The following is a 26,295-nucleotide window of genomic DNA, read 5'->3' on the forward strand; positions in this document are numbered from 1 at the left end:
CGTGGCGGACTCCCCCTCTGCCGAGTACTCGCTCGACGAGGGCGGCGTACGAGATCTCCTCCGAAGCACGGACCCCGCCCTCGCCGAGCTTCCGCTGAGGCTGTTCGCCGACGGCTGGGACAACTCGATGTGGCGCCTCGGCTCCGAACTCGCCGTGCGACTGCCTCGACGCGATCTCTCGGTGCCGCTCATCACCCACGAGCAGCGTGCCCTGCGCACGATCGGGCCGGCTCTCGCCGCCGTCGGCATCCGTGCGCCCGTCCCCGTGATCGTGGGCGAGCCGAGCGCGCACTTTCCGCGACCCTGGTCCGTTCTGCCCTGGATCCCCGGAACGACGGCGCTCGCCTCCTCCCGCCCGGACAACGCGACCTGGGCGCCCCGACTCGCGGACGCCCTGCGCGCGCTGCACGTCGCCGCGCCGGTCGATGCTCCCCGCAACCCGGTGCGCGGACGCGCCCTGTCCACTCGAGACGCCGCCATTCGGCCACGTCTGGACGCGTTCGACCGCCGGACGGCATTGCGCGACGCCTGGGCCGCGGCACTCGCAGCGCCGCCCGCATCGGAGCAGGTCTGGATCCATGGCGATCTGCACCCGGGCAACGTGCTCGTCGCCGACGGCACGCTCACCGCGCTCATCGACTTCGGCGATGTCACGGTCGGCGACCCCGCCTACGACCTCGCCTCGGCCTGGATGCTCTTCGACGCCTGCGGCCGAGAGGCATTCCGGCGAGCGACGAGGGAGCGTTACGACGACGCCACCTGGACCCGCGCGAGAGGCTGGGCGGCGTACATCGCCCTCGTCCTGATGACTCAGAGCGATGACAGGCCCGAGTACTTCGCCGTCGGAGTGAGCACGGCCGACGCGCTCGAAGAGGACTAGCTCTGCGCGGCTCGAACGCGCAGAGCTCGCGCCAGGTGGTCGCGCTGTTCGATGACGATCCGACGCAGAGCGGCGGGCGCCGTGTCGTTGTCCGCGAGCCACGCATCCACGGCATCGAGTGTGGGCGAGGCGGGGAAGAGTCCGACCACGAGGCGTTGCGCCAGCTCGATGCTCCGTGTCGCCCACGCATCGCCGATCCGCCCGAAGTACTCGGCATCGAACCTCTCGATGAGATCGCGGCGTCCTCCGGCTCGGAACCCGCCGATCACCGCGTCGAGATGATCGTTGCTGAGCGATCCGTCGTTCCACGCCGCGTCCCAGGCGGCAGCCCGGACGTCCGGTTCGGGACGCGAGGCCAGGGCCCTGCGGGCAGCGGTGCGTCCGCTGCCCGTGTCGTCGGACTCCAGCTCCGCGGCCACCGCATCGGCATCCGCGTGTCCCGTGGTGACGAGGGCGGTGAGGAGCTGCCACCGCAGATCCGGGTCGATCGTGAGCCCGTCGGGGGCATCGCCATGCAGGATCGCGCGGATGTCGTCTGCACGCACATCGTCGAAAGCTGATGCCGATGCGAGCGCACGCGCCCAGGAGAGCTGTGCATCGCTGCCGGCATCGGACGCCTGGAGCGCAGTCCACGCGGTCTCGACCCATGCTGTCAATTCACGCTGTCGCGCGTCATCGCTCGCGTAGTTGCGGATCGCGAAGAGCGTATTCGCGAGGATGCCGGCGAGAAGGCCGATGTTCGACTCCCGCGGAGCGTGGGCACGAACGATCTCGGCGTACCGAGCGACCGCGAGCTCGCCGTCGCGGGTGGCGTTCCAGAGCGATGACCAGATGACAGCCCTGGCGAGAGGATCGTCGAGCGAAGACAGTGATTCCCGCACCGTCGCCAGAGAGGCGTCGTCGAGACGCACCTTGGCATAGGTGAGGTCGTCATCATTGAGGAGCACGAGATCCGCAGCCGGGATGACGACCGGTGTCCGCTCGTCGTCGATGTCGAGCGCGATCTGATCGCGACGGACGACCCTCCCGTCGACACGATCGTAGAGACCGATGCGCAGGCGGTGCGGCCGAGGGTCGCTCTGCATGACGGCGGCGCCGCCGTCGGCATCCCGCTCCACCCACAGCGTCGAGACCCCGGTGGTCTGCAACCAGGCACGCGACCAATCGGTCATGTCCCGCCCGGAGACCGCACTCAACTGCACGAGGAAGTCGTCGAGGGTCGTGTTGCCGAAGGCGTTCGCCGCGAAGTACCGCCGCGCGCCCTCGAAGAACGCCTCGTCGCCGACGAACGCGACGAGCTGCTTGAGCACGGCGGCACCCTTGGCGTAGGTGATGCCGTCGAAGTTCAGCTTCGCCGCCTCGAGATCGGGGATGTCCGCGACGATCGGGTGCGTCGTGGGCAACTGGTCCTGCTGGTACGCCCACGCTTTGCGGTTCGCAGCGAATTTCACCCAGGCGTCGTGGAAGCGCGTCGCCACCGCCGAGGCGTGCGAACCCATGTAGTCGGCGAACGACTCCTTGAGCCACAGGTCGTCCCACCACTTCATCGTGACCAGGTCGCCGAACCACATGTGCGCCATCTCATGCAGGATCGTGTTCGCGCGAGCGGCACGCTGGGCATCCGTGGCGGCCCCTCGCGACAGGTAGGACTCTGTGAATGTCACGAGGCCGGGGTTCTCCATCGCGCCGAGGTTGTATTCGGGCACGAAGATCTGGTCGTACTTGCCCCAGGGATAGGGGTAGGCGAACGCGTCGGTGAAGAAATCGAGACCCTGGCGGGTGATCTCGAGGATCTCGTCCGACTCCAGGTACTGCGCGAGGGACTGTCGCGCGAACAGGCCCAGCGCGATGCGCTGATCGTCGCGCTGCCACTCGCCGTCGACTCGAGCGTAGGGTCCCGCCGCGATGGACGTGATGTAACTGGAGATCGGAAGCGTAGGAGCGAACTCGACACGTTGCACGCCGACGCCGGCGTCGACGCTGACCGCCGCCTGGTTCGACAGCACCTGCCAACCCGCCGGAGCATCGATCACGAACGTGTAGGGCGCCTTGATGTCGGGCTGCTCGAAGCAGGCCATCACCCGTCGCGCGTCGGCGGGCTCGTACTGCGTGTAGAGGTAGGTGCGGTCGTCGGCCGGGTCGTGGAACCGGTGCAGGCCTTCGCCGGATCGGCTGTAGCTCGCGACAGCTTCGACACGGACGACGTTCTCGGTCCCGAGGCCGCTCAGCTCGATGCGCGACCCGTCGTAGACGACATCGCGGTCGACGCCGTTGACGACGACCCTCTCGACGCGCTCTCCGATGAAGTCCACCCAGGTCGAGTCCGCCGTCGCGGTGAAATCCAGGGTCGTGATCGTGGAGAACCCGCTGCGTGCCCGCTCCGGTGCACCCGTGAGGTCGAGTTCTACGCGGATGCTGCGCACGGAGACGGCGGCGGATCGCGCCGCGGTCTCCTCTCGAGAGAGATTGGCTGTGTCCATGCCTCCATCCTTTCATCCGCGTTCCCGCCCTGCGGAACCTACGTACGTTGCATCACGCAACAGAAGAGCGTAGAGTTGCGCTATGCAACATGAGACCGGGTCAGACGAACGCCGAACCGACAGCGCCGCCGTCCTGAAGTCGCTCGTCGCCATCACGCGGCGCGGCCTGGTCGACGCCCGCGCGGGAGAGCCGACGCTCTCGATGACCGACCAGTCCATCGTCATGGCGATCGCCGACCAGCCCGGGATCCGGTCGACGGACATCGCCCGGATGTTCCGGCTGAACCGCTCGACCGTTTCGCGTCAGCTGTCCGCACTCATGTCTCTCGGCCTCGTGCAGGAGACCCCTTCGAACTCCGGACGCGGCCGACCGCTCGAGCTGACCGCCGAGGGCGAAGAGGCATTCCGCGGCACACTGCGATCGCTGCAGGACGTCATCGACGCCCATCTCGCGCAGTGGACGGATGACGAGGTGCAGCGCTTCGCGCATGATCTCCGGCGTTTCGACAGCGGCGACGAACAAGCCTGACCACGGCCCACAAGGCCACCAGAGGAAGAAGAGAAATGAAGAACATCACTGTTCTCGGCACCGGCGTGCTCGGATCGCAGATCGCGTTCCAGACCGCCTTCCACGGTTTCGACGTCGTCGCATACGACATCGATCAGTCCGCGCTCGATCGCGCGGCCGAACGACTCGAGGGTCTCGCCTCGCGCTACATCGCAGACGGCGTGGAGAATGCCGCTGACGGCGGCGCGAAAGCCGCGATCGACCGCATCCGGCTCACGTCCGACCTCGCGGATGCAGCCGCTGCAGCTGACCTCATCATCGAGGCGGTGCCCGAGAACCTCGAACTCAAGCAGAGCATCTACCGGACCCTCGCCGACGCCGCACCGGCGACCACGATCTTCGCGACCAACTCCTCGACCCTCCTGCCGAGCGCGCTCGCGGAATCGACGGGTCGCCCCGACCGGTTCCTCGCCCTCCACTTCGCGAACGAGATCTGGTCGCACAACACCGCCGAGGTCATGGGAACCCCCGCAACCGACCCCACCGTCTACGAGACGGTCGTCGAGTTCGCGACGCAGATCGGGATGGTCCCCATCCAGATCAAGAAGGAGAAGGCGGGCTACCTGCTGAACTCGCTGCTCGTGCCCTTCCTCCAGGCCGGGGCCGAGCTGCTCGTCGACGGCATCGCCGAGCCCGCGGACATCGACGCGACCTGGCGGATCGGCACGGGCGCGCCGGCGGGCCCCTTCGAGATCTACGACATCGTCGGTCTGACGACCGCCTACAACATCTCGCGCATGGGCGGCGAGAAGCAGCAGCGCTTCGCAGACCTGCTCAAGGAGCAGTACATCGACCACGGCAAGCTGGGGGTCGCGACGGGCGAGGGTTTCTACACCTACCCTCGCGAGAGCTGACGCCCCTCACCGCCCGAGGAGCTTGCGGATAGCAGTCTCCGGCGACACCGACAGGTCGAGAGTGCGACCGCGCGCGTAGAGCCGGAAGACCCGCGGGTCGATGTAGCTCCCTCGGGCGACCGCGAGAGTGTTGCCGAGCGCCGACGCCGTGGCCTGCACAGCGAGGCGCTCGGCGCGCCGTCGATCGGTCTTCGTCTCGAGTCGGCCGATCCGCGCCAGCGCGTCCGCCGCGAGGATCGTACCGTGCAGCGTGCGGAAGTCCTTCGCGGTGAACGACGATCCCGCCACCTGCCGTAGATAGTCGTTGACCTCGCTCGATGTGAGTCGCACCCGGCGACGACCCTTGCGATAGGCGAGCAGCGGAGCCTTCGGCGAACCGACGGCGAACTCCGACAGCGCCTCGGCGAGCGGCGCATCGGTGATCTCGATCGAGGCGAGCTGCTTGCTCTTCGCCGGGAAGCTGAGCGCGACCGTACTCCCGTCGATCCGCACGTCCCGTCGCCGAAGCGTGCTCAGGCCGCGACTGCCGTGTTTCACCAGGTAACGCTCCGAGCCGATGCGCAGTGCAGCGTCGTCCAGCAGCCGGAAGGAGACGGCGAGGGCGCGGTCACGTGTCAGTCCCGGTTCACCGATGGCACGGGTGACCTTGGCCCTGGCGGCGGGCAGCGCCTCGGCCAGTTTGAGCGCCCGGGCGAACTTGCGCTGATCTCTGCCGGTGCGCCAGAGGGGATGGTAGAGATACTGACGTCTGCCCGCATCGTCTGTGCCGACCGCCTGAATGTGAGCGAGGGGGTCGGCGGCGATCCACACGTCTTTCCACGCGGGAGGTATCGCGAGGTCCCGGATGCGCTCTCGATCGGCCTCGGCCACGGGCGTGTTACCGGCATCGACGTATCGGAAGCCGGAGCCCGATCGCACGCGTCGAATTCCCGGCGTCTCGCCGGGGACGACTCTCGTGAGTGCCATTGGCATCCTCCCTGTCATGCCGCGTCGGGCATCTGCGATCACGATGCCCGGCCCGGCGACGGCAGTGAAGGGCATGGCGCGACACGGGCGCGCTCTGCTAGGCGATATCTCCCTCCGGACGGCATGCTCCGTCGGCAGCGGCATCGCGCCGATCGGATTGTCCGGGCACCCGATGGTCTGCCATCCTCGTGACTATGGCGATGTCATTCGAGGAGTTCCGTGCGTCCCTGACCCGTGCAGATCTGCGCGCCCCACTCGGGTTGCAGCTCACCGACCTCGAAGCCCGACAGGTGGCCGACGATACCGCGTCCGCTCAGAGCTGGTACGCCTACTGGGTGTCGACCCAGCCGACCGCTCCCCCGCCGCCCACGGGCCCCGCATACGACGCACCTCCTCCGGCGTACGACGCACCTCCTCCCGCATACGACACGGCGCCCGTGTACGCCACGCAGGCCCCGGCGCCAGCAGGCCCGCCGGTGTACCCGGGATACACGCCCGCGCCCGACGGCCCTCCGGGTCAGAAGAGGCGTGTCGGTCTCTGGGTGGCGCTCTCGATCGTGGGCGCGCTCCTTCTCATCGCCGCGATCGTCGTGATCTTCGCCTTCGCCACGGCGCGACACTGGACCAAGACCGATGTACCCGAGCAGCCAGAGACCTTCCGCAGCGAGGAGTACGAGACCGGGCGCTACGACGTCACGATGGACGACGTGAACCCCTGCAGCGTGAACCAGGACTGGACGGACTGCACGAACCTCATGGTCGCGACCTACACGGCAGCCTGCGTCGATGTCGAGCTCACCGAGAGCGCGACCCGCCTGTGCGCCGAGTACAGCGCGGCGATAGACGAGATGAAGGCGCAGGACGGCGACGGCTACTTCGTGGCCACGCTCGGCAGCTATGGCAGCCTTCACCGGACGCCTGAGATCGATACTCGTCAGGTGTCGAACGACGACTACGAGCCAGCCGTCACGCACGAAGCGGTGTGCTACCTCGGGTTCATCGGAGAGTGCGAGTAGGCACGCATCCAGTAACGACAAAACCCCCGCCTGAGCGGGGGTTTTTGTCTTGCTGGGGTACCTGGACTCGAACCAAGAACAACGGAACCAGAAACCGCCGTGTTGCCAATTACACCATACCCCAAGGGCGAAACCGGAGTCTCGCACCGAGAGTCAAGCTTACCCGAGCCGCGGCCCTAATGCCAAAACGCCGCCGTTCGTCCGGGCGCGTCGCGGGCGGAGATGACGAGGGAGAGCACTCATCGGCGACTCTCCCTCGTCGACCAGGCCGTCTCAGCCGGCCAGGAACTCCGACAGCAACCGGAGCCGTCGCAGCGACTCGTCCTTGCCCAGGAGCTCCATGGATTCGAACAGCGGCGGCGAGATGCGGCGTCCCGTGATCGCGACACGCGGAGGACCGTAGGCGACACGCGGCTTGAGCTCGAGGCTCTCGACGAGCGCCGCTGTGAGAGCCTCCTGAATCTTCTCGGGCGTGAAGTCGGTCACCGGCTCGAGAGCCACCACGCACGCGTCGAGCACCTCGCCGGCGTTCGCAGGGAGCCCCTTGAGCGCGTCGGCGTCATACGAGACGTCGTCGGAGAAGAGGAAGCCGACCATGCCGGGCACGTCGCCGAGCAACTGCACGCGCTCCTGCACGAGCGGGGCGACCCGGAAGGCGAGCACGAGCTCTTCGTGAGTCGGCTCGTCGAAGAGGCCGGCGGCCGCGAGGTACGGGATCGTCCTCTCGGCGAAGTCCTTCTCGTCGAGCTTGCGGATGTGGTCGCCGTTGATCGACTCGGCCTTCTTCTGGTCGAACCGAGCCGGGTTCGGGTTGACGTCCACGATGTCGAACGCCTCGGTGAACTCCTCGAGCGTGAAGACATCGCGGTCGTGACCGATGGACCAGCCGAGCAGCGCCAGATAGTTCAGGAGACCCTCGTGGATGAATCCGCGATCCCGGTGCAGGAAAAGATCCGCCTGAGGGTCGCGCTTGGAGAGCTTCTTGTTACCCGTCTCGCCGAGCACGAGCGGCATGTGAGCGAACCGCGGGACGAACGTGGTGACGCCGGCGTCGATCAGGGCCGCGTACAGCGCGAGCTGACGAGCCGTGGAGGGCATCAGGTCTTCGCCGCGCAGAACGTGCGTGATGCCCATGAGCGCGTCGTCGACGGGATTCACGAACGTGTAGAGCGGGATCCCGTTCGGACGCACCACCACGAAGTCCGGGAAGGAACCGGCGGGGAAGGTCACCTCACCGCGGATCAGATCGACGTAGGTGAGGTCCTCGTCAGGCACGCGCAGTCGGAGTGCCGGCTGACGACCCTCCGCGCGGAAGGCGTCCTTCTGCTCGGTCGTGAGATCCCGGTCGTGATTGTCGTAGCCGAGCTGCTTCGCGCGTCCGGCCGCCTCGTTGCGGGCGTCGATCTCCTCCGCCGTGGAGAAGCTCTCGTACAGGGCGCCGGAGGCGAGGAGCTTGTCGATCACGCCGCGATAGATGTCGTGACGCTCGGACTGGCGGTACGGGGCATGCGGCCCACCGACCTCGACGCCCTCATCCCAGTCGATCTTGAGCCAGGTCAGAGCGTCGACGAGCTGGCGGAAGCTCTCCTCACTGTCGCGCGCGGCGTCGGTGTCCTCGATGCGGAACACCATCTTCCCGCCGTTGTGGCGGGCGTACGCCCAGTTGAAGAGGGCCGTGCGGACCATGCCGACGTGCGGCAGTCCGGTGGGCGAGGGGCAGAAGCGGACGCGTACGTCGGAGCCGCTGGCGGTCGTGGTGAGGGGGTGCGGGGTAGCCATATCCCCTCGATTCTAGTTGCCGGGTGGCGTCTCGACCTCCCCGATCGCCAGCGGTCGCGGGCCGCTCAGGAGGGGTCACCGTGGGTAACAGTCCCTCACCCTGGGTAACAACCCGCATTCGACGCCGACGCGCTCCTATCGTTGCCGCATCGACCAACCGGAAGGGTGACAACATGACAATCACGGATGCAGTGACGACAGGCCTCAGCGATCGCTGGCGCGGCACGCCAAGACCTCAGACCAGCCTCGAGTGGATCGACCGCGCCGAGGAGGTGGCCGACATCCTCGCGGTGGATGCCGTCGAGCGGGACCGCGCGAATGCGACCCCTCGGGCCGAGGTCCAGCTGCTCAAGGACTCGGGGCTGGTCACCCTGCTCGGCCCTCGCGCCCACGGCGGCGCCGGTGAGAGCTGGGACACCGCCTACAAGGTGATCAGGGCGGTGGCCCGCGGCGACGGGTCGATCGGACAGGTCCTCGGGTATCACTACCTCTGGGCGTGGGCGGCCCGTCTCGTCGGAACCGAAGAGCAGATCGCCGCGGTCGAGGAGCTGTACACCGCGAACGACTTCGTCTTCGGCGGCGCGGTCAACCCGCGCGACTCCGACTTGGTGATCCGCGAAGACGGCGATGATCTCGTGTTCTCCGGGCGCAAGTCCTTCTCGACGGGCGGCCAGATCTCGGACCTGACCGTCCTCGAAGGCGTCCTCGAAGGCACCGAGACGCACATCTTCGCGATCGTCCCCACGGCTCAGGAGGGGATCGTCTTCGGAGACGACTGGGACAACCTGGGGCAGCGACTCACCGAATCGGGCTCGGTCGAGATCCGCGACGTCCGAGTCCCCTGGTCGGCGGCAGCCGGCTTCGTCGACCGGGTGTTCCGCCCCTTGACCTACAACACTCTGAACGTGCCGACCATCCAGCTCGTCTTCGCGAACTTCTACCTCGGCATCGCACAGGGTGCCCTCCAGACGGCATCCGCCTACACGCGATCTGTGACCCGCCCGTGGCCGTACGGCGGCGATGACAAGCAGCACGCGACAGACGAGTGGTATCTGCTCGAAGGCTATGGCGAGCTGGCATCGAGGCTGTGGGCCGACGAAGCGCTGCTCGATGCCGTGGGCGCCGAGATCAGTGCGGTGCTGCACGCCCCGCGCGAAGAACTCACTGCACGTCGACGTGGCGAGATCGCCGTGCGCATCGCGGCGGGGAAGCTGCGCATCGTCGACGACGGCCTGGAGGTCGCCACGAAGATCTACGAGCTCACCGGCGCCAGGGCCTCGGCCAACTCGGTCGGCCTCGACATCTTCTGGCGCAACCTGCGCACGCACAGCCTGCACGACCCGATCGCGTACAAGAAGCGGGAGGTCGGCGACTACGTGCTGCGCAACGAGGTGCCTGAGCCGACCTGGTACACCTGATCGCCGCGATTCAGGTGCTCCTCGGTGCCGCGCTCACGGAGGCGGTCGCGGCACCGGGGAGCCCTGGGCATTCTGCCCTGGGCGGTCTCAGCCTCGCGGCGCGACGGCGACCGCCGCAGAATGCGCCAGCGGCAGGCGTCCGGCGATCGACCGCTCGGCGCACACGAACTCGAAGGCCGCGCGGAACGAGCGCCGACCGGCGTCGTCGAGCGCACGGTAGAACTGACCGGCTCCCCCGACGCCTCCCTCGGCGGACGCCCACAGCGCAGTCGCATCGGCCGACCACGTCCAGGTGATCTCAGACACCTGCGGGCGCGGCCAGCCCGCGTCGTCGAGCATCCTCGCGAAGCCGTCGACGGTGCGCTCGAAGTCCCTCTCCGGCGGCAGTCGCTCCCCCGTCGCAGGAATGAGTGCCGCACGCTCGCACACCTCCCGCCAGAGCCAGGTGGGCGAGTTCGTCCAGATCGTCGCCGACACCAGATCTACGGAGACGCGGAGGAGCTCCGCCGCGGATGCTCGGGGGTCGGCGACGTGGTTCAGCACGAAGTTCGCCACGACGACGTCGAACTGGCCGTCCTCGAAAGGCAGGTCAGGCAGCGTTCCGTCGCGCACCGGAATCTCGGGATGCTCGCGCAGCGCGACGTCTCGCATCGTCGGCTCGGGCTCGCATCCGGTCGCATCCCAGCCGGCATCGGCGAATGCGGCCGTGAGCATTCCCGTGCCCGACCCCACGTCGAGCAGCGTCCGCTTCCCAGGGGTTCCGAACGCTCCGAGCAGGGCCTCCGCGGTCCCGACGCAGAGCGACGCGTAGGAGTCGGCGTATGCGCGCCCGGTGCCCGTCCAGTCCTTCATCCGCGCGAGCGGCCGAGCGGCGACAGCGCGACGATGGCGATGACGATCACCGATGCCGCGATCCCGAGCCCTGCGTACTGGAAGTTCGCGAGCACCACACCCGCGAGCACAGCGCCTGCTGCGGCCGAGAGGCTCATCAGCGAATCGCTGCGGCCCTGCCTGCGCGTGCGGATCTCGGGGGCACTCGACTCGGTCAGCAGCGCGGCCCCTGCCACCGTCGCCGCGCTCCATCCGAGTCCCAGCAGGATGAGAGCGACGATCACGCCCCACTCCCGATCGTTCGCGAAGACGGCGAACGCGAGCGCCCCGCCGAGAAGGATCTGCCCCAGCAGAACCACGCGCAGCCGGCCCCATCTGTCGGCGAGGATGCCGAAGACGGGCGACAGCGCGTACATGCCTCCGACGTGCAGGGCGATCGTGATGCCCACGAGAGCCGAGACATCGGCCGGGGTGGGCGCCATGCCGTGTGCACCGTGCGCCATATGGGCGAGGTGGACCGGGGTCATCGCCATGACGGAGGCCATCACCACGTGCGAACCGGCCACCGCGAACATCGCGTAGCGCGCGACCACAGGTCGGTCGGCGACGACGGCGCCCGTCGCCTTCGCGGCCGCCGAGGCGAGCCGCTGCGCTGCCAGAAGCGGGTCGGGGCGGAGCGCCACGAGGTACAGGACGAGCGCGACGCACTGAGCGACGAACGAGAAGGCGTAGGAACCGGTCTGTGGCGGCATGCCGATCGCCGCCCCGACGATCTCCCCCGGCCCCAGCAGCAACGGCCCAGCGACACCGCCGATGGTGGTCGCCCAGACCACGATCGAGAGATCCCTTCCGCGATGCTGTGGTGCGGCGAGGTCGGTCGCGGCGAACCGCGACTGCAGATTGCCCGCATTGCCGGCGCCGATCATCAGGATGCCGACGAGCAGCAGCGGGAACACCCGCACCGACGCCGCGAGGATCACCACCGCGATGCCGACGAGTGCGAAGAGGTTTCCCAAGGTGAGGGCTCGGCGTCGGCCCACCTTGGCAGCCAGGCGCGCGAGCGGGATGGCGCACAGCGCGGCGCCGAGGGTGACCGACGCCGTCGCGAGCCCCGAGAGGGCGTCGCTGCCCGAGATGTCAGCCGCAAGCAGAGCGCCGAGAGACACCGTCGCCCCGAAGGCGATCCCGCCCAGTACCTGCCCTGTGGAGAGAACCAGCACGGTTCGCCGCTGCACCGCCGCCTGCTGAGCAGCCGTGAGGGCGACGCCGGTCATGATGCGCGCACGGCGTCGCGCACGGTGTTGCGCAGGATACCCAGTCCGGTGATCTCGACCTCGACGGTGTCCCCGGCGACGAACTCCCCCACACCTGCCGGCGTACCCGTGAGGATGACGTCGCCGGGCAGCAGCGTGAAGGCCGCCGAAGCATGCTCGATGATCGCCTCGACCGAGTGGATCATGTCGGTGAGCGGGGCCTTCTGCCGCACCTCGCCGTTGACGCGGGTCTCGATCGTCGCGGCCGAGGGGTCGAAGTCGGTGCTGATGGTCGGGCCGAGAGGGCAGAAGGTGTCGAAGCCCTTCGCCCGAGCCCACTGACCGTCCTTGCGCTGGAGGTCACGCGCGGTGACGTCGTTGGCGATCGTGTAGCCGAGCACGTGATCGAGGGCATCCGCGGCCTTCACGTTCTTCGCGACCCTACCGATCACGACAGCGAGCTCACCCTCGTACTCGGTCTGCTCCGAGATCGAGGGGCGCACGATGGCGTCTCCCGGGCCGATGACGGCGGTGTTGGGCTTGAGGAACAGCAGCGGCTCCTCGGGGGCGACTCCGCCCATCTCGGCGGCGTGATCGTGGTAGTTCTTGCCGACGCAGACGATCTTGGAGCGCGGGATCACCGGAGCGAGGATCACCGCGTCCGCGATCGGCACCCGGTCACCCGTGGGCTCGTAGCCCGCGAAGAGCGGATCGCCGGAGAGGACGACGAGGTCGGTGTCATCGACGATCCCGAAGAGGATGGCGTCGTCATGGCTGAATCGGGCGATCTTCATGCCACCAGCCTATCCAGCGTGATGCACGACGAGACCCCGCTGCACGGAAGCGCAGCGGGGTCTCGAGAGTACGAAGGCTCAGGCGTCGAGCCGCAGAAGCCAGCCGTGCTTGTCCTCACGGCGGCCGTACTGGATGTCGGTGAGCTCTTCGCGCAGCGACAGGGCCAGTTCGCCGAGCGGCTGCGGCTCATCGAAGCCCTCGCCGACGAGAGCACCGATGGGAGTCACGACGGCGGCGGTGCCGCAGGCGAAGACCTCGACGATGTCGCCTGAGGCCACACCCTCGCGCCACTCGTCGATGGAGATCGGACGCTTCTCGACCGCGTAGCCGCGGTCTTCGGCGAGCTGCAGCAGCGAATCGCGTGTGATCCCCTCGAGGATGCTGTCGGACTCGGGCGTCACGACGCGGCCGTCTTTGAAGACGAACACGACGTTCATGCCGCCGAGCTCCTCGACGTTGCGCTGCTCGTTGAGGAACACGACCTGGTCGCAGCCCTTCGCGCTCGCCTCACTCTGCGCGAGCAGGCTCGAGGCGTAGTTGCCGCCGGTCTTCGCCTTGCCGGTGCCGCCCTTGCCGGCACGGGCGTAGTCCTCGGAGAGCCAGATCCGCACGGGCTTCACTCCCCGGTGAAGTACGCTCCGGCTGGGCTGGCGATCACGTAGTACGCGACCTTCTGAGCCGCGCGAACACCGAGGAAGGCCTCCTTGGCGAACATGAACGGACGCAGGTACAGGCTCTGGTCGGCACCTGAGGGAACCCAGCGACCGTCGACCGCGATGATCTCGCGCAGCGACTGGATGAAGTACTCGGTGGGCAGCTCCGGGAGCGCGAGTCGACGCGCGCTGGCCTGCAGTCGTGCCGCGTTGCGGTCGGGGCGGAACGTGTGGATCGAGCCGTCGGCGTGACGATAGGCTTTGATGCCCTCGAAGATCTCCTGGGCGTAGTGCAGCACGGACGCGGCCGGGTCGAGCGGGATGGGTCCGTAGGGCTGCACGCGCGGTCGGTGCCATCCGCCCTTGACGGACCAGCAGATGTCGACCATGTGGTCGGTGAACACGACACCGAACCCCGGGTTCTCGTGAACCTCGGCGACCCGACCGGGCGTCGCGGCGGTCAGGTTCTTGGTCACAGCGAACTCCAGCGGAGCCACGGTGGTCTCGGCGTCGATGGTCGTCATCTCGTCATCCATTCCTCATGCGGCGCGCATCCTCGCGCCGTCTCAGCCTACGCCTGTCGGTCAGAGCAGAGCAGCGATCGCGGAGCCGATCTCCGCGGTCGTGCGCGCACCCGTGCGGGTCGCGATGTCGGATTCGACGGCGGCACTCACTCGAGCGGCCTCCGCTCCGAGTCCGAGGTGGTCGAGCAGCAGCGCGACCGACAGGATCGCCGCGGTGGGGTCGGCCTTCTGCTGCCCCGCGATGTCGGGAGCCGAGCCGTGCACCGGCTCGAACATCGACGGGAAGGTGCCGTCGGGGTTGATGTTGCCCGATGCGGCGAGTCCGATGCCGCCGGTGACAGCGCCTGCGAGATCGGTGAGGATGTCGCCGAAGAGGTTGTCGGTGACGATCACGTCGAAGCGCGAGGGATCGGTGACGAGGAAGATCGTCGCGGCATCGACGTGCAGGTAGTCGACGGACACGTCGGGATGCTCGGACGCGACCTCGTCGACGACGCGCTGCCAGATGGCGCCGGCGTGCACGAGCACGTTCGTCTTGTGCACGAGGGTGATCTTCTTGCTGCGACGTTCGGCGAGATCGAACGCGTATCGCACGACCCGCTCGACACCGAATGCCGTGTTCACGGACGTCTCGTTGGCGACCTCGTGCGGTGTGCCCTTGCGGATCGCGCCGCCGTTGCCGACGTACGGCCCCTCAGTGCCCTCGCGGACGACGACGAAGTCGATCTCGCCGGGGTTCGCGAGCGGACCCGAGGCACCGGCGAAGAGCTTGGACGGACGCAGATTGACGTAATGATCCAGCGTGAAGCGGAGTTTCAGCAGCAGGCCGCGCTCGATGTTCGCGTCCTTCAGGCGCGGGTCTCCTGGCGTGCCGCCGACCGCGCCGAGCAGGATCGCGTCGTGTTCGGAGATCGACTGCAGATCATCGTCGGTGAGAGTGTCGCCCGTCTCGAGGAAACGGGCGGCGCCGAGCGAGAAGCGCGTCTTGTCGAACGTCACATCGCTCGATGCGGTGACCGCGTCGAGGACCTTCTCGGCCTCGGCGACGACCTCTGGGCCGATTCCGTCACCGGGGATGACGGCCAGCTTCACGACACGCGACATGACACTCCTTGCATCGGGATGGACCGGCCGACGCTCGGATGCATGCCGAGCGGGCCGGTCCTCCCAGCGTACTGGTCAGTGCGAGGGCGCCTTGCGCAGTGTGACGGCGGCGATCACCCCGGCCACGATCACCAGGCCCGCGCCGATCAGCGAGGTCACCAGGACACCCGATCCGAAGGCGGCGGCAGCCGCATCCCACAGCGCGTCTCCGAGCTGCGCGGGCAGATCCTTCGCGGCAGTGTAGGCGCCGGCCAGCGTCTCCGTCGCGGCGTGCGCCGCCTCCGCTGGGATGCCGGAGGGAATCACCAGCGCCCCGCGGTAGAACGCGGTGATCAGGCCGCCGAGGACCGCGGTGCCGAGCACCGCTCCCAGCTCGTAGGCGGTCTCGGAGACGGCGCTGGCCGCGCCCGCCTTCTCGGCCGGAGCACTGGACAGGATCAGCTCATTCGAGATCGTCTCCGCCGCCCCGATGCCGATGCCCAGCACCACGAAGGCGATGATCAGCGGAGCGACGCCGTGATCCGCCGTCGTGAACGCGACCAGGAGGTAACCGGCGACAGAGAACGCGAGACCGGCGGGCACGAGCACGTGCGGTGGCACTCGCCGTGAGATCGGCACGACCGAGAGGCCGGCGACGATCATCGCGGCCATTCCGGGCACGAGCGCTGCGCCGGCCGTCATCGGCGAGAGGCCGAGGACGAGCTGCAGGTGCTGCGACACGAAGTAGAGGAAGCCCACGAGCGCCACGACGCTCAGGAGGTTCACGAGGATCGCCCCCGAGAAGGAGCCCCGGCGGAACAGCTGCATGTCGAGCATCGGGACCTCGGCTGCGAGCTGACGTCGCACGAAGAGATACCCCATCGCGATGCCGAGCAGCGCCCACGCCCCCGCAGTGAGACTGGGGCCGTCGACGGCGAGCGACTTGATCGCGTAGACGACCGGGATCATCGCTGCCATCGAGAGCATGATGCTGACGATGTCGATGCGTCCGGGGTGCGGGTCACGGCTTTCGGGAACGAGCAGCGGCGCCGCGATGAGGAGCGGGATCAGCACGGGCACGGCGATCAGGAAGACCGAGCCCCAGTCGAAGTGCTCGAGCAGGAAGCCGCCGACGATCGGCCCGAGGGCCGAGCCCGCGGAGAACGCCGACGCCCAGACCGCGATGGCGAGGCGCCGCTGATCGCGGTTCGTGAAGATCGAGCGCAGCAGCGAGAGGGTCGACGGCATCAGCATCGCGCCGAAGAAGCCGAGCAGCGCTCGTGCGGCGATGAGAAGACCTGCCGTGGGGGCGAACGCAGCGAGTGCCGACACGGCCGCGAAGCCGGTCGCGCCGATCAGCAGCATCCGACGACGCCCGAAGCGGTCTCCGAGTGTGCCCATGGTCACGAGCAGCCCGGCGAGCACGAGCGGATACACATCGATGATCCACAGCTGCTCCGCTCCGGTGGGCGCGAGCGCGATGGAGATCTCGGGCAGTGCGAAGCTCAGCACCGTGTTGTCCACCGACACCAGGAGCACCGGCAGCATGAGGACGACGAGTGCCGCCCAGCCACGGGCGCCGACGCGGGGAGCATCCGTCTCTGTCGTCGGGATCGACGCAGTACGGGTCATGGAACACCTCTCAGGATCACGACGGCATCGTTACTAAACCGTCCAGATGGTATAGTAACAGAATCGTCATACGTCCGCGCTACTGTGAATCGAGACGAACAGAGGATCCCCGATGCCCCGACCTCCCCTCGCCCGCGAACGCGTCCTGGACGCCTTCGAATCGATCGTCATCGAAGACGGTGAGCGGGCCGCCACTTTGGATGCGACAGCGAAGGCCGCCGGCGTGTCGAAGGGCGGCCTCCTCTATCACTTCGGCTCGAAGGACGAGCTGGCAGCGGGCCTCATCGAGCGCCTCGATGCGCTCACCACTCTGGATCTCGAGCGGATGACCTCGGCCGAAGAGGGCCCCGTCGCGTACTACGTGCGCACCTCCGTGATGGAGGACGACGCGCTGGACCGCGTCCTCATCGCCGCCACCCGCCTGGCCCAAGGCGGCTCGGCACCCGCTGCCGACGCGCTGCGACGCAACCGCGACCGCTGGGAGGACACGATCCGTCCTCATGTGCGGGATGCCGCGAGCCTCGATCTCGTGATGCTGCTCAGCGACGGTCTGTATTTCAACAACTCGCTCGATGTGCACGGTCCCGAACGCCTGGTGCCGAGAAGTGACGAGCTGTCCGACCTGATCGCGCTCGTGCTGCGCGCCACCGCTCCCTGAGGCCGGGAACGACAGAGCGGGAGGAGCGACCTCCCGGCCGCTCCTCCCGCTCTGTCGGAGTCTCCCCTGCGATCAGACCTCGGTGATCTCGATCTGACGGAACAGGTCTGCGTCGATCTCGTTGCGCAGGTCGTCGAGCAGATCGTCCGAGACCGGCGAGTCGAGGGTGAGAACGCTGAGCGCCTGATCGCCCGCCCCCAGGCGCGAGATCTGCATGCCTGCGATGTTGATACCGGCCTCGCCGAACTTCTGACCGTAGACCGCGACGATGCCGGGACGGTCGGTGTAGAGCATCACGACATGGTGCTTCTCGATCGGCAGCTCGAGGGCGTGGTCATTGATGGCGACCAGCTTCTCTGCCTGCTTGGGACCCGTGAGGGTGCCCGACACCGACAGCTGCGTGCCGTCGGAGAGCGCTCCGACCAGAGTGATGACGTTGCGGTACTCGTCGCTCACGTCGTCCTTGAGCAGACGCACCGCGATACCGCGCTGGTCGGCGAGCAGCGGTGCGTTGACGTACGACACGGTCTCGCTGACGATGTTCGTGAAGACGCCCTTGAGCGCGGCGAGCTTCAGCACGCTCACGTCGTAGTCGTTCAGCTCGCCGTGCACCTCGACATCGAGGCTCGTGAGAGGCGACGTCGAGAGAGCCGCGAAGATCTGGCCGAGCTTCTCGACGAGCGAGATGCCGGGGCGCACATACGGGTCGATCACTCCCCCGGCCACGTTGACCGCATCGGGAACGAGGTCGCCGCCGAGCGCGAGGCGCACGGAACGCGCGACCGAGACTCCGGCCTTCTCCTGCGCCTCCTCCGTGCTGGCACCCAGGTGCGGAGTGACGACGACGTTCGGGAGGTCGAGCAGCGGACGAGCAGTTCCGCCCTCGGCCGGGGGCTCGGAGGTGAAGACGTCGAGACCCGCACCCGCGATCTCACCGGCGACGAGGGCCGCGTGCAGCGCTTCCTCGTCGATGAGGCCACCGCGGGCGACGTTGACGACGAAGGCCGTGGGCTTCATGGCCGTGAACTGCTCGGCACCGATCATGCCGGTCGTCTCCGGCGTCTTCGGCATGTGGATCGTGAGGAAGTCCGCCTCTGCGACGAGCTCGTCGAGCGAGAGGAGCTGGACACCGAGCTGCTGCGCGCGGGCCGAGGTGACGTAGGGGTCGTAAGCGACGACGCGCATGTCGAACGCGGCGAGGCGCGCGGCGACGAGAGCTCCGATGCGGCCGAGGCCGACGATGCCGACCGTCTTCTCGAAGAGCTCGGCTCCCGTGAACGAGCTGCGCTTCCACTGACCGGCCGCGAGCGACGCGTGTGCGGCGGGGATACGACGGGCGAGGCTGAGGATGTGGCCGACCGTCAGCTCGGCGGCCGAGACGATGTTCGAGGTCGGCGCGTTGACCACCATGACACCCGCGGCGGTGGCCGCCTTGATGTCGACGTTGTCGAGCCCGACGCCCGCGCGGGCGACGACCTTGAGCTTCGGAGCGTGGGTGAGCGCCTCTTCGTCGATGTGCGTCGCCGAACGGATGAGCACCGCGTCGGCATCCGCGAGCGAGGCGAACAGCGCTTCGCGGTCGGTGCCGTCGACGTTGCGAACGTCGAAGTCGGGGCCGAGGGCCTCGATCGTGGCGGGAGAGAGAACTTCAGCGATGAGCACGACGGGCTTCGGCACAGGGATCCTTCGGGGCAGCGCGACAGGGGGCCGATGCGCCGCACACCGTGGGGGCGCGATCACTTCAACTGTACCCGAGCGGCTCCGCTGCTCCGTGCCGTGTGACGCCGTCTGTCAGAGAGCGACGGTCACGAGATCGGACATGTTGAGGATGCTGTAGCCGATCAGGCTCAGCCAGAACACCGCCACGACGCCGAGACCCGCCAGCAGCACCAGAGCGAGCTCGCCCGCGCGTCGCCGTCGCCCGATCACGTACGCGAACACGAAGACGAGCGCCGGGAACACCACTCCGAAGAGAAGGGTCACCCAGCCGATGCCGGTGAGTCCGCTCTGGGCCATGGAGACGAGATGAGCGACGGCATTCCAGATCGCATAGGCGTAGAAGAGTCCTGCGACTCCGAGCACGAGTGCATTGAGCCACCGCGGGGAGGCGGAGGTCGCCGGAGAGGTCGACTGCTCGGTCATGATCCGATCACCCCCACCGTCACGAAAGGCCAGGGCACGAGCAGCACGACTCCGAGCAGCAGCAGTCCGACCCGGACCCACGTCGCCTTCGCACGGGTCAAGACCCACACCGCGAGGAACCAGAGCGCGGGCGCCGCGACCGCGAGCACGAACCACGGCACGTACATGGCATCGGCCACGATCAGATTGGCCAGCGGCTTCAGCCGCAGCCCTCCGACGACCCAGCCGATGCTGTACAGGAGGTACACGCCGCCGACGACCCCGAGGGTCAGCAGCATCGCGGTGCTCAGGTGTGCTGATTCCTGCTCGTCCGGCATCGTGACGGTGCCGTCGGTCTCGACGCGACCGACGGCCTCGCTGCCGCGGCCGACGGCGTTCCAGCCGTCCGGCAGCGCCGCATCATCGGCGTGATCCCGCTGGGTGGACGCCTCGCTCTCAGAGCGCTTCGGAGTGCGCGCCTTCGGCGCGACGCCGTCGTCGCCGTCCCAGCTCAGGGCATCGTCGGAGTCGGAAGTCATGTCCCCAGCGTAGGACACGTCGTCCACTATGCTCGGGGGCATCTGGGCCACCGCGGCCCTCTCCGGAAGGGAAGCCAGTGGCCGAGCAGAACGACAGGGTCGACCAGAGCACACCGGGCGGAGCCGACGAGCCCGCCGCGGGATGGAAGCCGACAGCCGCGGCGAAGTCGCGGGCGACGACCTTCCGCTGGATCGCCGCGGTCCTGTGGGGTCTCGCCATCGCGGCCGAGGCGGTGTCGATCTTCTGGCTGCTCCGCCAGCGCGAGTACGTCGGCGAGGACGGCACGCTCGTGCGCGACCCCGACACGGGCCTCCTGGAAGAGCAGGGCGTCACGGCGCAGTTCCCGCAGTGGGCGTTCGTCACGCTTCTCGTCCTGCTCGTGGTCATCGCCGCGCTCGCGATCACCGGCTCGGTGCTCTGGAAGAAGGCCAACAGGCTCGACCCCGCGCGCCGATCCGAGACCGTGCGCTTCTTCGTGCAGAACCAGCTCGGCGCGATCATCGCGATCGTGGCCTTCCTCCCCCTGGTGATCCTGATCTTCCTCAACAAGGACATGAGCAAGGGGCAGAAGACGACGGCCGGCATCGTCGGAGTGGTCCTCGCCCTGCTCGCCACGGTGATCGGTGTCGACTTCAACCCGCCGTCCGTCGAGAAGTACACGGCCGACCAGTCGGCGGTCATCCTGATGCTCGGAAAGGACGAGGTCGTGTGGGTCGACGGCGGTGCGGTCTACCACGTGTGCGATGAGGTCTCCGACATCCAGACCGGCAGCGAGAAGCGCACCGGCACCACGGCTGAGGCCGTGGAGGCCGGCAAGAGCCGACTCACGCTGAAGTTCGCCTCCGAGCTGCGCACCTGCGGTCTCGCCGTGCCCGAGAACGCCGACGAGATCGAGGACGCGTTGCGCGAGATCCAGGGCGGAGCGGTCGACACTCTTCTGCCCGCGCCGGTATGGGCCGACCCCGCCGACGCCCCGATCGAGGTCGAGGAGGCTCCGGCGGAGTGACCCGCAGAACCGCGAGAAGGGGCCCGGTGCGATCCGCACCGGGCCCCTTCTCTTCGACCGTCTCAGATCAGCGCGCAGCGCTGCCGTCGACGTAGTCTTCGTCCTGCTGCTTCCAGGCGAAGAGCGAGCGTAGCTCCTTGCCGGTGGCCTCGATCGGGTGCGTCTCCTCCTTGGCACGCAGTGCCAGGAACTCCTCGGCGCCGTTGTCCTGGTCGTCGATGAAGCGCTTCGCGAAGTTGCCGTTCTGGATGTCCGCGAGGATCGCCTTCATCGACTCCTTGACCTCGGGGGTCACGACGCGGGGACCCGAGACGTAGTCGCCGTACTCAGCAGTGTCGGAGACCGACCAACGCTGCTTCGCGATGCCGCCCTCCCACATGAGGTCGACGATGAGCTTCAGCTCGTGCAGCACCTCGAAGTACGCGATCTGCGGCTGGTATCCCGCTTCGGTGAGCGTCTCGAAGCCGGCCTGCACGAGGTGGCTGACGCCACCGCACAGCACGGCCTGCTCGCCGAACAGGTCGGTCTCGGTCTCTTCGGTGAAGGTCGTCTTGATGACGCCGGCGCGGGTGCCGCCGATGGCCTTCGCGTACGAGAGCGCCGTGGCCCACGCGTTGCCCGATGCGTCCCGCTCGACGGCGATGATGTCGGGGATTCCACGGCCGGCGACGAACTCGCGACGGACCGTGTGACCCGGAGCCTTCGGGGCGACGAGGATCACGTCGACGCCCTCAGGAGCATCGATGTAGCCGAAGCGGATGTTGAAGCCGTGCGCGAATGCGAGCGTCTTGCCCTCGGTGAGGTTCGGTGCGATCGACTCGCTGTAGATCGTGCGCTGGTGCTGGTCCGGCGCGAGGATCATGATGAGGTCGGCCCACTGCGTCGCGTCGGCGACGGTCTTGACCGCGAATCCGGCCTCTTCCGCCTTCGGCGCCGACTTCGACCCCTCCTTGAGGGCGATGGCGACCTCGACACCCGAGTCGCGAAGGTTCTGCGCGTGCGCGTGACCCTGCGAGCCGTAGCCGACGATCGCGACCTTCTTGCCCTGGATGATCGACAGATCGGCGTCTGCGTCGTAGAAGATCTCGGTGCTCACTGGTTTCTCTCCTTGATTGATGTTCGTGTACGTGTGTGAAATCTGGTCAGCCGCGCAGGACGCGCTCGGTGATGCTCTTGCCTCCGCGGCCGATGGCGAGGAGGCCCGACTGCGCGATCTCCTTGATTCCGAAAGGCTCGAGGGCGCGGAGCATGGCATCGACCTTGCCCCTGTCACCGGTGACCTCGATCACCAGCGCGTCGGAGGCGTAGTCCACCACAGACGCGCGGAACAGGTTCGCCACCTCGATGACGTTCGACCTGGTCGCGTTGTCGGTGCGCACCTTGACGAGCATGTGCTCGCGCTGCACCGAGGTCGGGAAGTCGAGCTCGACGATCTTGATGACGTTGATCAGCTTGTTGAGCTGCTTGGTCACCTGCTCGAGAGGAAGATCCTCGAGGTCGACGACGACCGTGATGCGCGAGATGCCAGGCACCTCGGTCACGCCCACCGCGAGAGAGTCGATGTTGAAGCCGCGGCGTGCGAACAGTCCCGCGACTCGGGTCAGCAGGCCGGGGGTGTTCTCCACGAGGAGGCTCAGCACGTGAGTCGACATGGTCAGTCCTCCTCGTCGAATGCGGGCGCGTGCTCGCGGGCGTACTGGACGTAGCTGTTGCTCACGCCCTGGGGAACCATCGGCCACACCATCGAATCGGCGCTGACGACGAAGTCGATGACGACGGGACGGTCGTTCGTCTCGAGGGCGAGCTTGATCGCGGCATCCACCTCCTCCTCCTTCTCCACGCGGATCGCGAGGCAGCCATATGCCTCCGCGAGCTTCACGAAGTCGGGGATGCGGACGGTGCCGTGACCGGTGTTGAGGTCGGTGTTCGAGTGGCGACCGTCGTAGAACAGCGTCTGCCACTGGCGCACCATGCCCAGCGACGAGTTGTTGATGATCGCGACCTTGATCGGGATGTTGTTGATCGTGCAGGTGGCGAGCTCCTGATTGGTCATCTGGAAGCAGCCGTCACCGTCGATCGCCCACACCACACGGTCGGGCTCGGCGACCTTCGCGCCCATCGCAGCGGGAACCGAGTAGCCCATGGTTCCTGCGCCCCCGGAGTTCAGCCAGGCGTTGGGGCGCTCGTACTTGATGAACTGCGCAGCCCACATCTGGTGCTGTCCCACGCCCGCGGCGTAGATGCCCTCCGGCCCGGTCAGCTCGCCGATCCGCTGGATCACGTACTGCGGAGCGAGGAGGCCGTCGGTCGTCGGCGCGTACCCGAGCGGGAACTCGTTGCGCAGCCCGTCGAGGTACGACCACCACTCCTCGGTATCAGGGGTCGTGGTGGTGATCGCTGTGCGGAACGCCGACTCGAGATCGACCAGCACGTCGCGGACGTCGCCCACGATCGGCACGTCTGCGGTGCGGATCTTCGAGATCTCGGCCGGATCGATGTCGACGTGCACGACCTTGGCGTTCGGCGCGAAGAGCGCGGCCTTGCCGGTCACGCGGTCGTCGAACCGCGCCCCGAGGGACACGATCAGGTCGGCCTCCTGCAGCGCCAGCACCGCCGGAACGGTGCCGTGCATGCCCGGCATGCCGAGGTGCTGCTGGTGGGAGTCGGGGAAGGCGCCGCGAGCCATGAGCGTGGTCACGACGGGCGCATTCGTGGTCTCGGCGAGGGCGAGCAGCTCGGCAGACGCGCGACCGCGGATCACACCGCCGCCGACGTACAGCACCGGCTTCTTGGCCTCGGCCAGAAGGGCCGCCGCCGCCTGGATCTGCTTGCCGTGCGCTTTGGTCACGGGGCGGTATCCGGGCAGGTCGTACTTGGGAGGCCAGACGAACGGCGCCATCGCCTGCTGGGCGTCCTTCGTGATGTCGACGAGCACCGGTCCCGGTCGGCCGGTCGAGGCGATCTCATAGGCCGCCGCGATGGCGCCCGGGATCTCCGACGCATCCTTCACGAGGAACGAGTGCTTCGTGACCGGCATCGTGATGCCGACGATGTCGGCCTCCTGAAACGCGTCAGTGCCCATCAGCGTCGAGAACACCTGCCCGGTGATCGCGAGCAGCGGCACCGAGTCCATGTAGGCGTCGGCGATCGCGGTCACGAGGTTGGTCGCACCGGGACCTGACGTCGCGATGCAGACGCCGACCTTGCCCGAGGACGACGCGTAGCCTTCGGCGGCGTGTCCCGCTCCCTGTTCGTGCCGCACGAGGATGTGCCGCAGCTCGGCGGCGTCCATCAGCGGGTCGTAGACCGGGAGGATCGCTCCTCCGGGAAGACCGAAGACGTCCTTGACGCCGAGGAGCTCGAGCGTGCGGACCACGGCCTCGGCTCCGGAGATCTCCGGTGCGGCGGACTTGGGTGCGGGCGGCCTCGGCACAGCCGAGACGGTGTCAGCAGTCATGACACTCCTTCTGATGGTCTGTTGGCGACGTCGGAGGCTGGGATGCCGGAGCCGACGCGGATCAGCCGGTCGTCGCGCCCTCGGCGGCGGACCGCACGAGACGCGAGTACTTGGCAAGAACGCCACGGGTATAGCGCGGGGGTAGCGGCTCCCAGCCAGAGCGGCGGGAGGCGAGCTCCGCCTCGTCGACGAGTAGGTCGAGAGAGCGAGCTGCGATATCGACCCGTATCAGATCACCATCGCGCACGAAGGCGATAGGACCTGCGTCCACCGCTTCGGGTGCTATGTGGCCGATGCACAGGCCGGTTGTGCCGCCTGAGAATCGTCCGTCAGTCAAGAGTAGTACATCTTTTCCGAGCCCCGCGCCCTTGATGGCCGCGGTGATGGCGAGCATCTCGCGCATACCGGGTCCGCCCTTCGGACCCTCGTAGCGGATGACGATGACGGTGCCCGCCTCGATCTCGCCGTTGGCCACGGCGTCCATGGCCGCGCGCTCGCGCTCGAACACCCGGGCGGAGCCCTCGAAGACGGCCGCGTCGAAGCCTGCGGTCTTCACGACGGCACCCTCGGGCGCGAGCGACCCGTGCAGGATCGTCAGGCCGCCGGTCGCGTGGATCGGGTTGTCGAAGGTGTGGATGACCTCGCCGTCGATCGGCTGCGGGTCGAGGTCCGCGAGGTTCTCGGCGAGCGTCTTGCCCGTCACGGTGAGCGCGTCACCGTGCAGCAGGCCCTCGTCGAGCATCGCCTTCATGATCACGGGGATGCCGCCGTGGCGGTCGACGTCGTTCATGACGTACTTGCCGAACGGCTTCATGTCCGCGACGTGCGGCACCTTGTCGCCGATGCGGTTGAAGTCGTGCAGGCTCAGCTCGACCTCGGCCTCGCGCGCGATCGCGAGCAGGTGCAGCACGACGTTGGTCGAACCGCCCAGTGCCATCGCGAGGGCGATCGCGTTCTCGAACGCCTCCTTGGTGAGGATGTCGCGGGTCGTGATGCCCTGGCGGAGCAGGTTGACGACGGCCTCGCCGGAACGGTGCGCGAAGTAGTCACGACGACGATCTGCGGCGGGCGGAGCGGCAGAACCGGGAAGGCTCAGGCCCAGGGCCTCGGCGACCGACGCCATCGTGTTCGCCGTGTACATGCCACCGCAGGCGCCCTCACCCGGTGCGATCGCGCATTCGATGCGCTTGAGGTCCTCTTCGCTCATGAGTCCCGCGCGGCAGGCGCCGACGGCCTCGAACGAGTCGATGATCGTGACGTCCTTCTCGGTGCCGTCAGAGAGCTTGACCCAGCCCGGTGCGATGGAGCCGGCGTAGAGGAACACGCTCGACAGGTCGAGCCGGGCGCTGGCCATCAGCATTCCGGGGATCGACTTGTCGCAACCGGCGAGCAGCACCGATCCGTCGAGTCGCTCGGCCATCATCACGGTCTCGACCGAGTCGGCGATGACCTCGCGCGACACGAGCGAGAAGTGCATGCCCTCGTGGCCCATCGAGATGCCGTCCGAGACCGAGATCGTGCCGAACTGCAGCGGGTACCCGCCGCCGGAGTGCACGCCCTCCTTGGCACCCTGCGCGAGCCGGTCGAGGCTCAGGTTGCAGGGTGTGATCTCGTTCCAGCTGGAGGCGATGCCGATCTGGGGCTTGTCCCAGTCGGCGTCGCCCATGCCGACGGCACGGAGCATGCCTCGGGAGGTCGTCGCCTCGATGCCGTCGGTGACGACGCGGCTGCGGGGCTTGATGTCGATGGGCGCGCTGGTGGAGGGATCATGCGAGGACATG

The 26,295-nt window shown here is 67.8% G+C and carries 22 protein-coding genes, 1 tRNA gene and 1 pseudogene; 7 read left to right on the forward strand and 17 right to left on the reverse strand.

Features of this window, described 5'->3' with window-relative positions:
* Position 1: 1 nt before the first annotated feature.
* Positions 2–880 (forward strand): aminoglycoside phosphotransferase family protein, encoded by an 879-nt coding sequence (locus tag ACZZZQ_RS17940; protein WP_056278644.1) that lies wholly within the window; start codon positions 2–4, stop codon positions 878–880.
* Here ACZZZQ_RS17940 and pepN read toward each other — a convergent pair.
* A complete protein-coding gene (gene pepN / locus ACZZZQ_RS17945) occupies positions 877–3,360 on the reverse strand; it encodes an aminopeptidase N (protein WP_463508060.1) in 2,484 nt (827 codons plus the stop codon). The two genes, ACZZZQ_RS17940 and pepN, sit on opposite strands and share 4 nt — an antisense overlap.
* An 82-nt stretch (positions 3,361–3,442) precedes the next feature.
* On the opposite strand from pepN, the gene ACZZZQ_RS17950 reads away from it, so the two are divergent.
* Both ACZZZQ_RS17950 and ACZZZQ_RS17955 read left to right on the forward strand, forming a co-directional pair.
* Entirely contained in the window at positions 3,443–3,889 is a 447-nt protein-coding gene (locus tag ACZZZQ_RS17950) for a MarR family winged helix-turn-helix transcriptional regulator (protein WP_053095875.1), read from the forward strand.
* A gap of 35 nt (positions 3,890–3,924) precedes the next feature.
* On the forward strand, positions 3,925–4,782 hold the full coding sequence (locus ACZZZQ_RS17955) for a 3-hydroxyacyl-CoA dehydrogenase (RefSeq protein WP_463508061.1): 858 nt from the start codon (positions 3,925–3,927) through the stop codon (positions 4,780–4,782).
* A gap of 6 nt (positions 4,783–4,788) precedes the next feature.
* Here ACZZZQ_RS17955 and ACZZZQ_RS17960 read toward each other — a convergent pair whose 3' ends face one another.
* Positions 4,789–5,748, reverse strand: a complete 960-nt coding sequence (locus tag ACZZZQ_RS17960) for a DNA topoisomerase IB (protein ID WP_431739069.1) — start codon at positions 5,746–5,748, stop codon at positions 4,789–4,791.
* Positions 5,749–5,942: 194 nt separating this feature from the next.
* Here ACZZZQ_RS17960 and ACZZZQ_RS17965 point away from each other — a divergent pair, with 194 nt between their 5' ends.
* Positions 5,943–6,764: a hypothetical protein gene (locus ACZZZQ_RS17965; protein WP_463508062.1), complete on the forward strand. Its 822-nt coding sequence runs from the start codon at positions 5,943–5,945 to the stop codon at positions 6,762–6,764.
* Between the two features lie 52 nt (positions 6,765–6,816).
* Here the strand turns inward: ACZZZQ_RS17965 and ACZZZQ_RS17970 are convergent.
* Positions 6,817–6,888 (reverse strand) — tRNA-Gln (locus ACZZZQ_RS17970).
* Positions 6,889–7,037: 149 nt separating this feature from the next.
* On the reverse strand, positions 7,038–8,543 hold the full coding sequence (gltX, locus tag ACZZZQ_RS17975) for a glutamate--tRNA ligase (protein ID WP_463508063.1): 1,506 nt from the start codon (positions 8,541–8,543) through the stop codon (positions 7,038–7,040).
* 173 nt (positions 8,544–8,716) lie between these two features.
* Here gltX and ACZZZQ_RS17980 point away from each other — a divergent pair, with 173 nt between their 5' ends.
* Positions 8,717–9,961 carry an acyl-CoA dehydrogenase family protein gene (locus ACZZZQ_RS17980; RefSeq protein WP_463508064.1) on the forward strand — a complete coding sequence of 415 codons (1,245 nt, stop codon included), beginning with the start codon at positions 8,717–8,719 and terminating at the stop codon, positions 9,959–9,961.
* A gap of 87 nt (positions 9,962–10,048) precedes the next feature.
* Here ACZZZQ_RS17980 and ACZZZQ_RS17985 read toward each other — a convergent pair whose 3' ends face one another.
* The 6 genes and pseudogenes from ACZZZQ_RS17985 to ACZZZQ_RS18010 all read right to left on the reverse strand — a co-directional run bounded on the left by ACZZZQ_RS17985 (position 10,049) and on the right by ACZZZQ_RS18010 (position 16,732).
* Positions 10,049–10,813: a class I SAM-dependent methyltransferase gene (locus tag ACZZZQ_RS17985; protein ID WP_400340938.1), complete on the reverse strand. Its 765-nt coding sequence runs from the start codon at positions 10,811–10,813 to the stop codon at positions 10,049–10,051.
* Positions 10,810–12,066, reverse strand: a complete 1,257-nt coding sequence (locus ACZZZQ_RS17990) for an MFS transporter (protein WP_187249546.1) — start codon at positions 12,064–12,066, stop codon at positions 10,810–10,812. The genes ACZZZQ_RS17985 and ACZZZQ_RS17990 overlap by 4 nt, the downstream gene beginning before the upstream one ends.
* On the reverse strand, positions 12,063–12,839 hold the full coding sequence (locus ACZZZQ_RS17995) for a fumarylacetoacetate hydrolase family protein (RefSeq protein ID WP_463508065.1): 777 nt from the start codon (positions 12,837–12,839) through the stop codon (positions 12,063–12,065). Before ACZZZQ_RS17995 ends, ACZZZQ_RS17990 begins: the two co-directional genes overlap by 4 nt.
* A 78-nt stretch (positions 12,840–12,917) precedes the next feature.
* Positions 12,918–14,017 (reverse strand): annotated as a pseudogene (locus tag ACZZZQ_RS18000) (branched-chain amino acid aminotransferase).
* A gap of 60 nt (positions 14,018–14,077) precedes the next feature.
* On the reverse strand, positions 14,078–15,121 hold the full coding sequence (locus ACZZZQ_RS18005) for a 3-isopropylmalate dehydrogenase (protein ID WP_053095867.1): 1,044 nt from the start codon (positions 15,119–15,121) through the stop codon (positions 14,078–14,080).
* A 75-nt stretch (positions 15,122–15,196) separates the two neighbouring features.
* A complete protein-coding gene (locus ACZZZQ_RS18010) occupies positions 15,197–16,732 on the reverse strand; it encodes an MFS transporter (protein ID WP_295100319.1) in 1,536 nt (511 codons plus the stop codon).
* Between the two features lie 112 nt (positions 16,733–16,844).
* Here ACZZZQ_RS18010 and ACZZZQ_RS18015 point away from each other — a divergent pair, with 112 nt between their 5' ends.
* Positions 16,845–17,390, forward strand: a complete 546-nt coding sequence (locus ACZZZQ_RS18015; RefSeq protein ID WP_053095865.1) for a TetR/AcrR family transcriptional regulator — start codon at positions 16,845–16,847, stop codon at positions 17,388–17,390.
* A 72-nt stretch (positions 17,391–17,462) separates the two neighbouring features.
* Here the strand turns inward: ACZZZQ_RS18015 and serA are convergent, their stop codons facing one another.
* The 3 genes from serA to ACZZZQ_RS18030 form a co-directional block, all read right to left on the reverse strand.
* Positions 17,463–19,067, reverse strand: a complete 1,605-nt coding sequence (gene serA / locus ACZZZQ_RS18020) for a phosphoglycerate dehydrogenase (RefSeq protein WP_463508066.1) — start codon at positions 19,065–19,067, stop codon at positions 17,463–17,465.
* Positions 19,068–19,181: 114 nt separating this feature from the next.
* The gene (locus ACZZZQ_RS18025) at positions 19,182–19,532 is read right to left on the reverse strand and encodes a hypothetical protein (protein WP_056278633.1); all 351 of its coding nucleotides are present in this window, start codon (positions 19,530–19,532) and stop codon (positions 19,182–19,184) included.
* Positions 19,529–20,050 carry a hypothetical protein gene (locus ACZZZQ_RS18030; protein ID WP_056279044.1) on the reverse strand — a complete coding sequence of 174 codons (522 nt, stop codon included), beginning with the start codon at positions 20,048–20,050 and terminating at the stop codon, positions 19,529–19,531. The genes ACZZZQ_RS18025 and ACZZZQ_RS18030 overlap by 4 nt, the downstream gene beginning before the upstream one ends.
* A gap of 77 nt (positions 20,051–20,127) precedes the next feature.
* Between ACZZZQ_RS18030 and ACZZZQ_RS18035 the strand changes: the two genes are divergently transcribed.
* The gene (locus ACZZZQ_RS18035; RefSeq protein ID WP_285362953.1) at positions 20,128–21,057 is read left to right on the forward strand and encodes a hypothetical protein; all 930 of its coding nucleotides are present in this window, start codon (positions 20,128–20,130) and stop codon (positions 21,055–21,057) included.
* A gap of 67 nt (positions 21,058–21,124) precedes the next feature.
* Here the strand turns inward: ACZZZQ_RS18035 and ilvC are convergent, their stop codons facing one another.
* The 4 genes from ilvC to ilvD form a co-directional block, all read right to left on the reverse strand.
* Positions 21,125–22,312, reverse strand: coding sequence for a ketol-acid reductoisomerase (gene ilvC / locus ACZZZQ_RS18040; RefSeq protein WP_261987737.1), 1,188 nt, complete (start codon positions 22,310–22,312; stop codon positions 21,125–21,127).
* On the reverse strand, positions 22,200–22,709 hold the full coding sequence (gene ilvN / locus ACZZZQ_RS18045) for an acetolactate synthase small subunit (protein ID WP_056278631.1): 510 nt from the start codon (positions 22,707–22,709) through the stop codon (positions 22,200–22,202). The genes ilvC and ilvN overlap by 113 nt, the downstream gene beginning before the upstream one ends.
* Positions 22,710–22,711: 2 nt before the next feature.
* Positions 22,712–24,514: an acetolactate synthase large subunit gene (locus ACZZZQ_RS18050; protein WP_053095859.1), complete on the reverse strand. Its 1,803-nt coding sequence runs from the start codon at positions 24,512–24,514 to the stop codon at positions 22,712–22,714.
* 61 nt (positions 24,515–24,575) lie between these two features.
* Positions 24,576–26,294 carry a dihydroxy-acid dehydratase gene (gene ilvD / locus ACZZZQ_RS18055; RefSeq protein ID WP_053095858.1) on the reverse strand — a complete coding sequence of 573 codons (1,719 nt, stop codon included), beginning with the start codon at positions 26,292–26,294 and terminating at the stop codon, positions 24,576–24,578.
* Position 26,295: the final 1 nt, after the last annotated feature.

Source organism: Microbacterium sp. AC132 (assembly GCF_979258525.1).

What these genes read in the sequence shown, in the direction of transcription:
- pepN (WP_463508060.1), bottom strand. Translation starts at nt 3,360, where the DNA reads ATGGACACAGCCAATCTCTCTCGAGAGGAGACCGCGGCGCGATCCGCC.
- ACZZZQ_RS18050 (WP_053095859.1), bottom strand. Translation starts at nt 24,514, where the DNA reads ATGACTGCTGACACCGTCTCGGCTGTGCCGAGGCCGCCCGCACCCAAG.
- ACZZZQ_RS17995 (WP_463508065.1), bottom strand. Translation starts at nt 12,839, where the DNA reads ATGAAGATCGCCCGATTCAGCCATGACGACGCCATCCTCTTCGGGATC.
- ACZZZQ_RS17985 (WP_400340938.1), bottom strand. Translation starts at nt 10,813, where the DNA reads ATGAAGGACTGGACGGGCACCGGGCGCGCATACGCCGACTCCTACGCG.
- ACZZZQ_RS18015 (WP_053095865.1), top strand. Translation starts at nt 16,845, where the DNA reads ATGCCCCGACCTCCCCTCGCCCGCGAACGCGTCCTGGACGCCTTCGAA.
- ACZZZQ_RS18025 (WP_056278633.1), bottom strand. Translation starts at nt 19,532, where the DNA reads ATGACCGAGCAGTCGACCTCTCCGGCGACCTCCGCCTCCCCGCGGTGG.
- ACZZZQ_RS18010 (WP_295100319.1), bottom strand. Translation starts at nt 16,732, where the DNA reads ATGACCCGTACTGCGTCGATCCCGACGACAGAGACGGATGCTCCCCGC.
- ACZZZQ_RS17965 (WP_463508062.1), top strand. Translation starts at nt 5,943, where the DNA reads ATGGCGATGTCATTCGAGGAGTTCCGTGCGTCCCTGACCCGTGCAGAT.
- ilvD (WP_053095858.1), bottom strand. Translation starts at nt 26,294, where the DNA reads ATGTCCTCGCATGATCCCTCCACCAGCGCGCCCATCGACATCAAGCCC.
- ACZZZQ_RS18030 (WP_056279044.1), bottom strand. Translation starts at nt 20,050, where the DNA reads ATGACTTCCGACTCCGACGATGCCCTGAGCTGGGACGGCGACGACGGC.
- ACZZZQ_RS17950 (WP_053095875.1), top strand. Translation starts at nt 3,443, where the DNA reads ATGCAACATGAGACCGGGTCAGACGAACGCCGAACCGACAGCGCCGCC.
- ACZZZQ_RS17960 (WP_431739069.1), bottom strand. Translation starts at nt 5,748, where the DNA reads ATGGCACTCACGAGAGTCGTCCCCGGCGAGACGCCGGGAATTCGACGC.
- ACZZZQ_RS18005 (WP_053095867.1), bottom strand. Translation starts at nt 15,121, where the DNA reads ATGTCGCGTGTCGTGAAGCTGGCCGTCATCCCCGGTGACGGAATCGGC.
- ACZZZQ_RS17990 (WP_187249546.1), bottom strand. Translation starts at nt 12,066, where the DNA reads ATGACCGGCGTCGCCCTCACGGCTGCTCAGCAGGCGGCGGTGCAGCGG.
- ilvC (WP_261987737.1), bottom strand. Translation starts at nt 22,312, where the DNA reads ATGCCATGCTCCGCGCCCTCGAGCCTTTCGGAATCAAGGAGATCGCGC.
- ACZZZQ_RS17955 (WP_463508061.1), top strand. Translation starts at nt 3,925, where the DNA reads ATGAAGAACATCACTGTTCTCGGCACCGGCGTGCTCGGATCGCAGATC.
- ACZZZQ_RS17980 (WP_463508064.1), top strand. Translation starts at nt 8,717, where the DNA reads ATGACAATCACGGATGCAGTGACGACAGGCCTCAGCGATCGCTGGCGC.
- gltX (WP_463508063.1), bottom strand. Translation starts at nt 8,543, where the DNA reads ATGGCTACCCCGCACCCCCTCACCACGACCGCCAGCGGCTCCGACGTA.
- ilvN (WP_056278631.1), bottom strand. Translation starts at nt 22,709, where the DNA reads ATGTCGACTCACGTGCTGAGCCTCCTCGTGGAGAACACCCCCGGCCTG.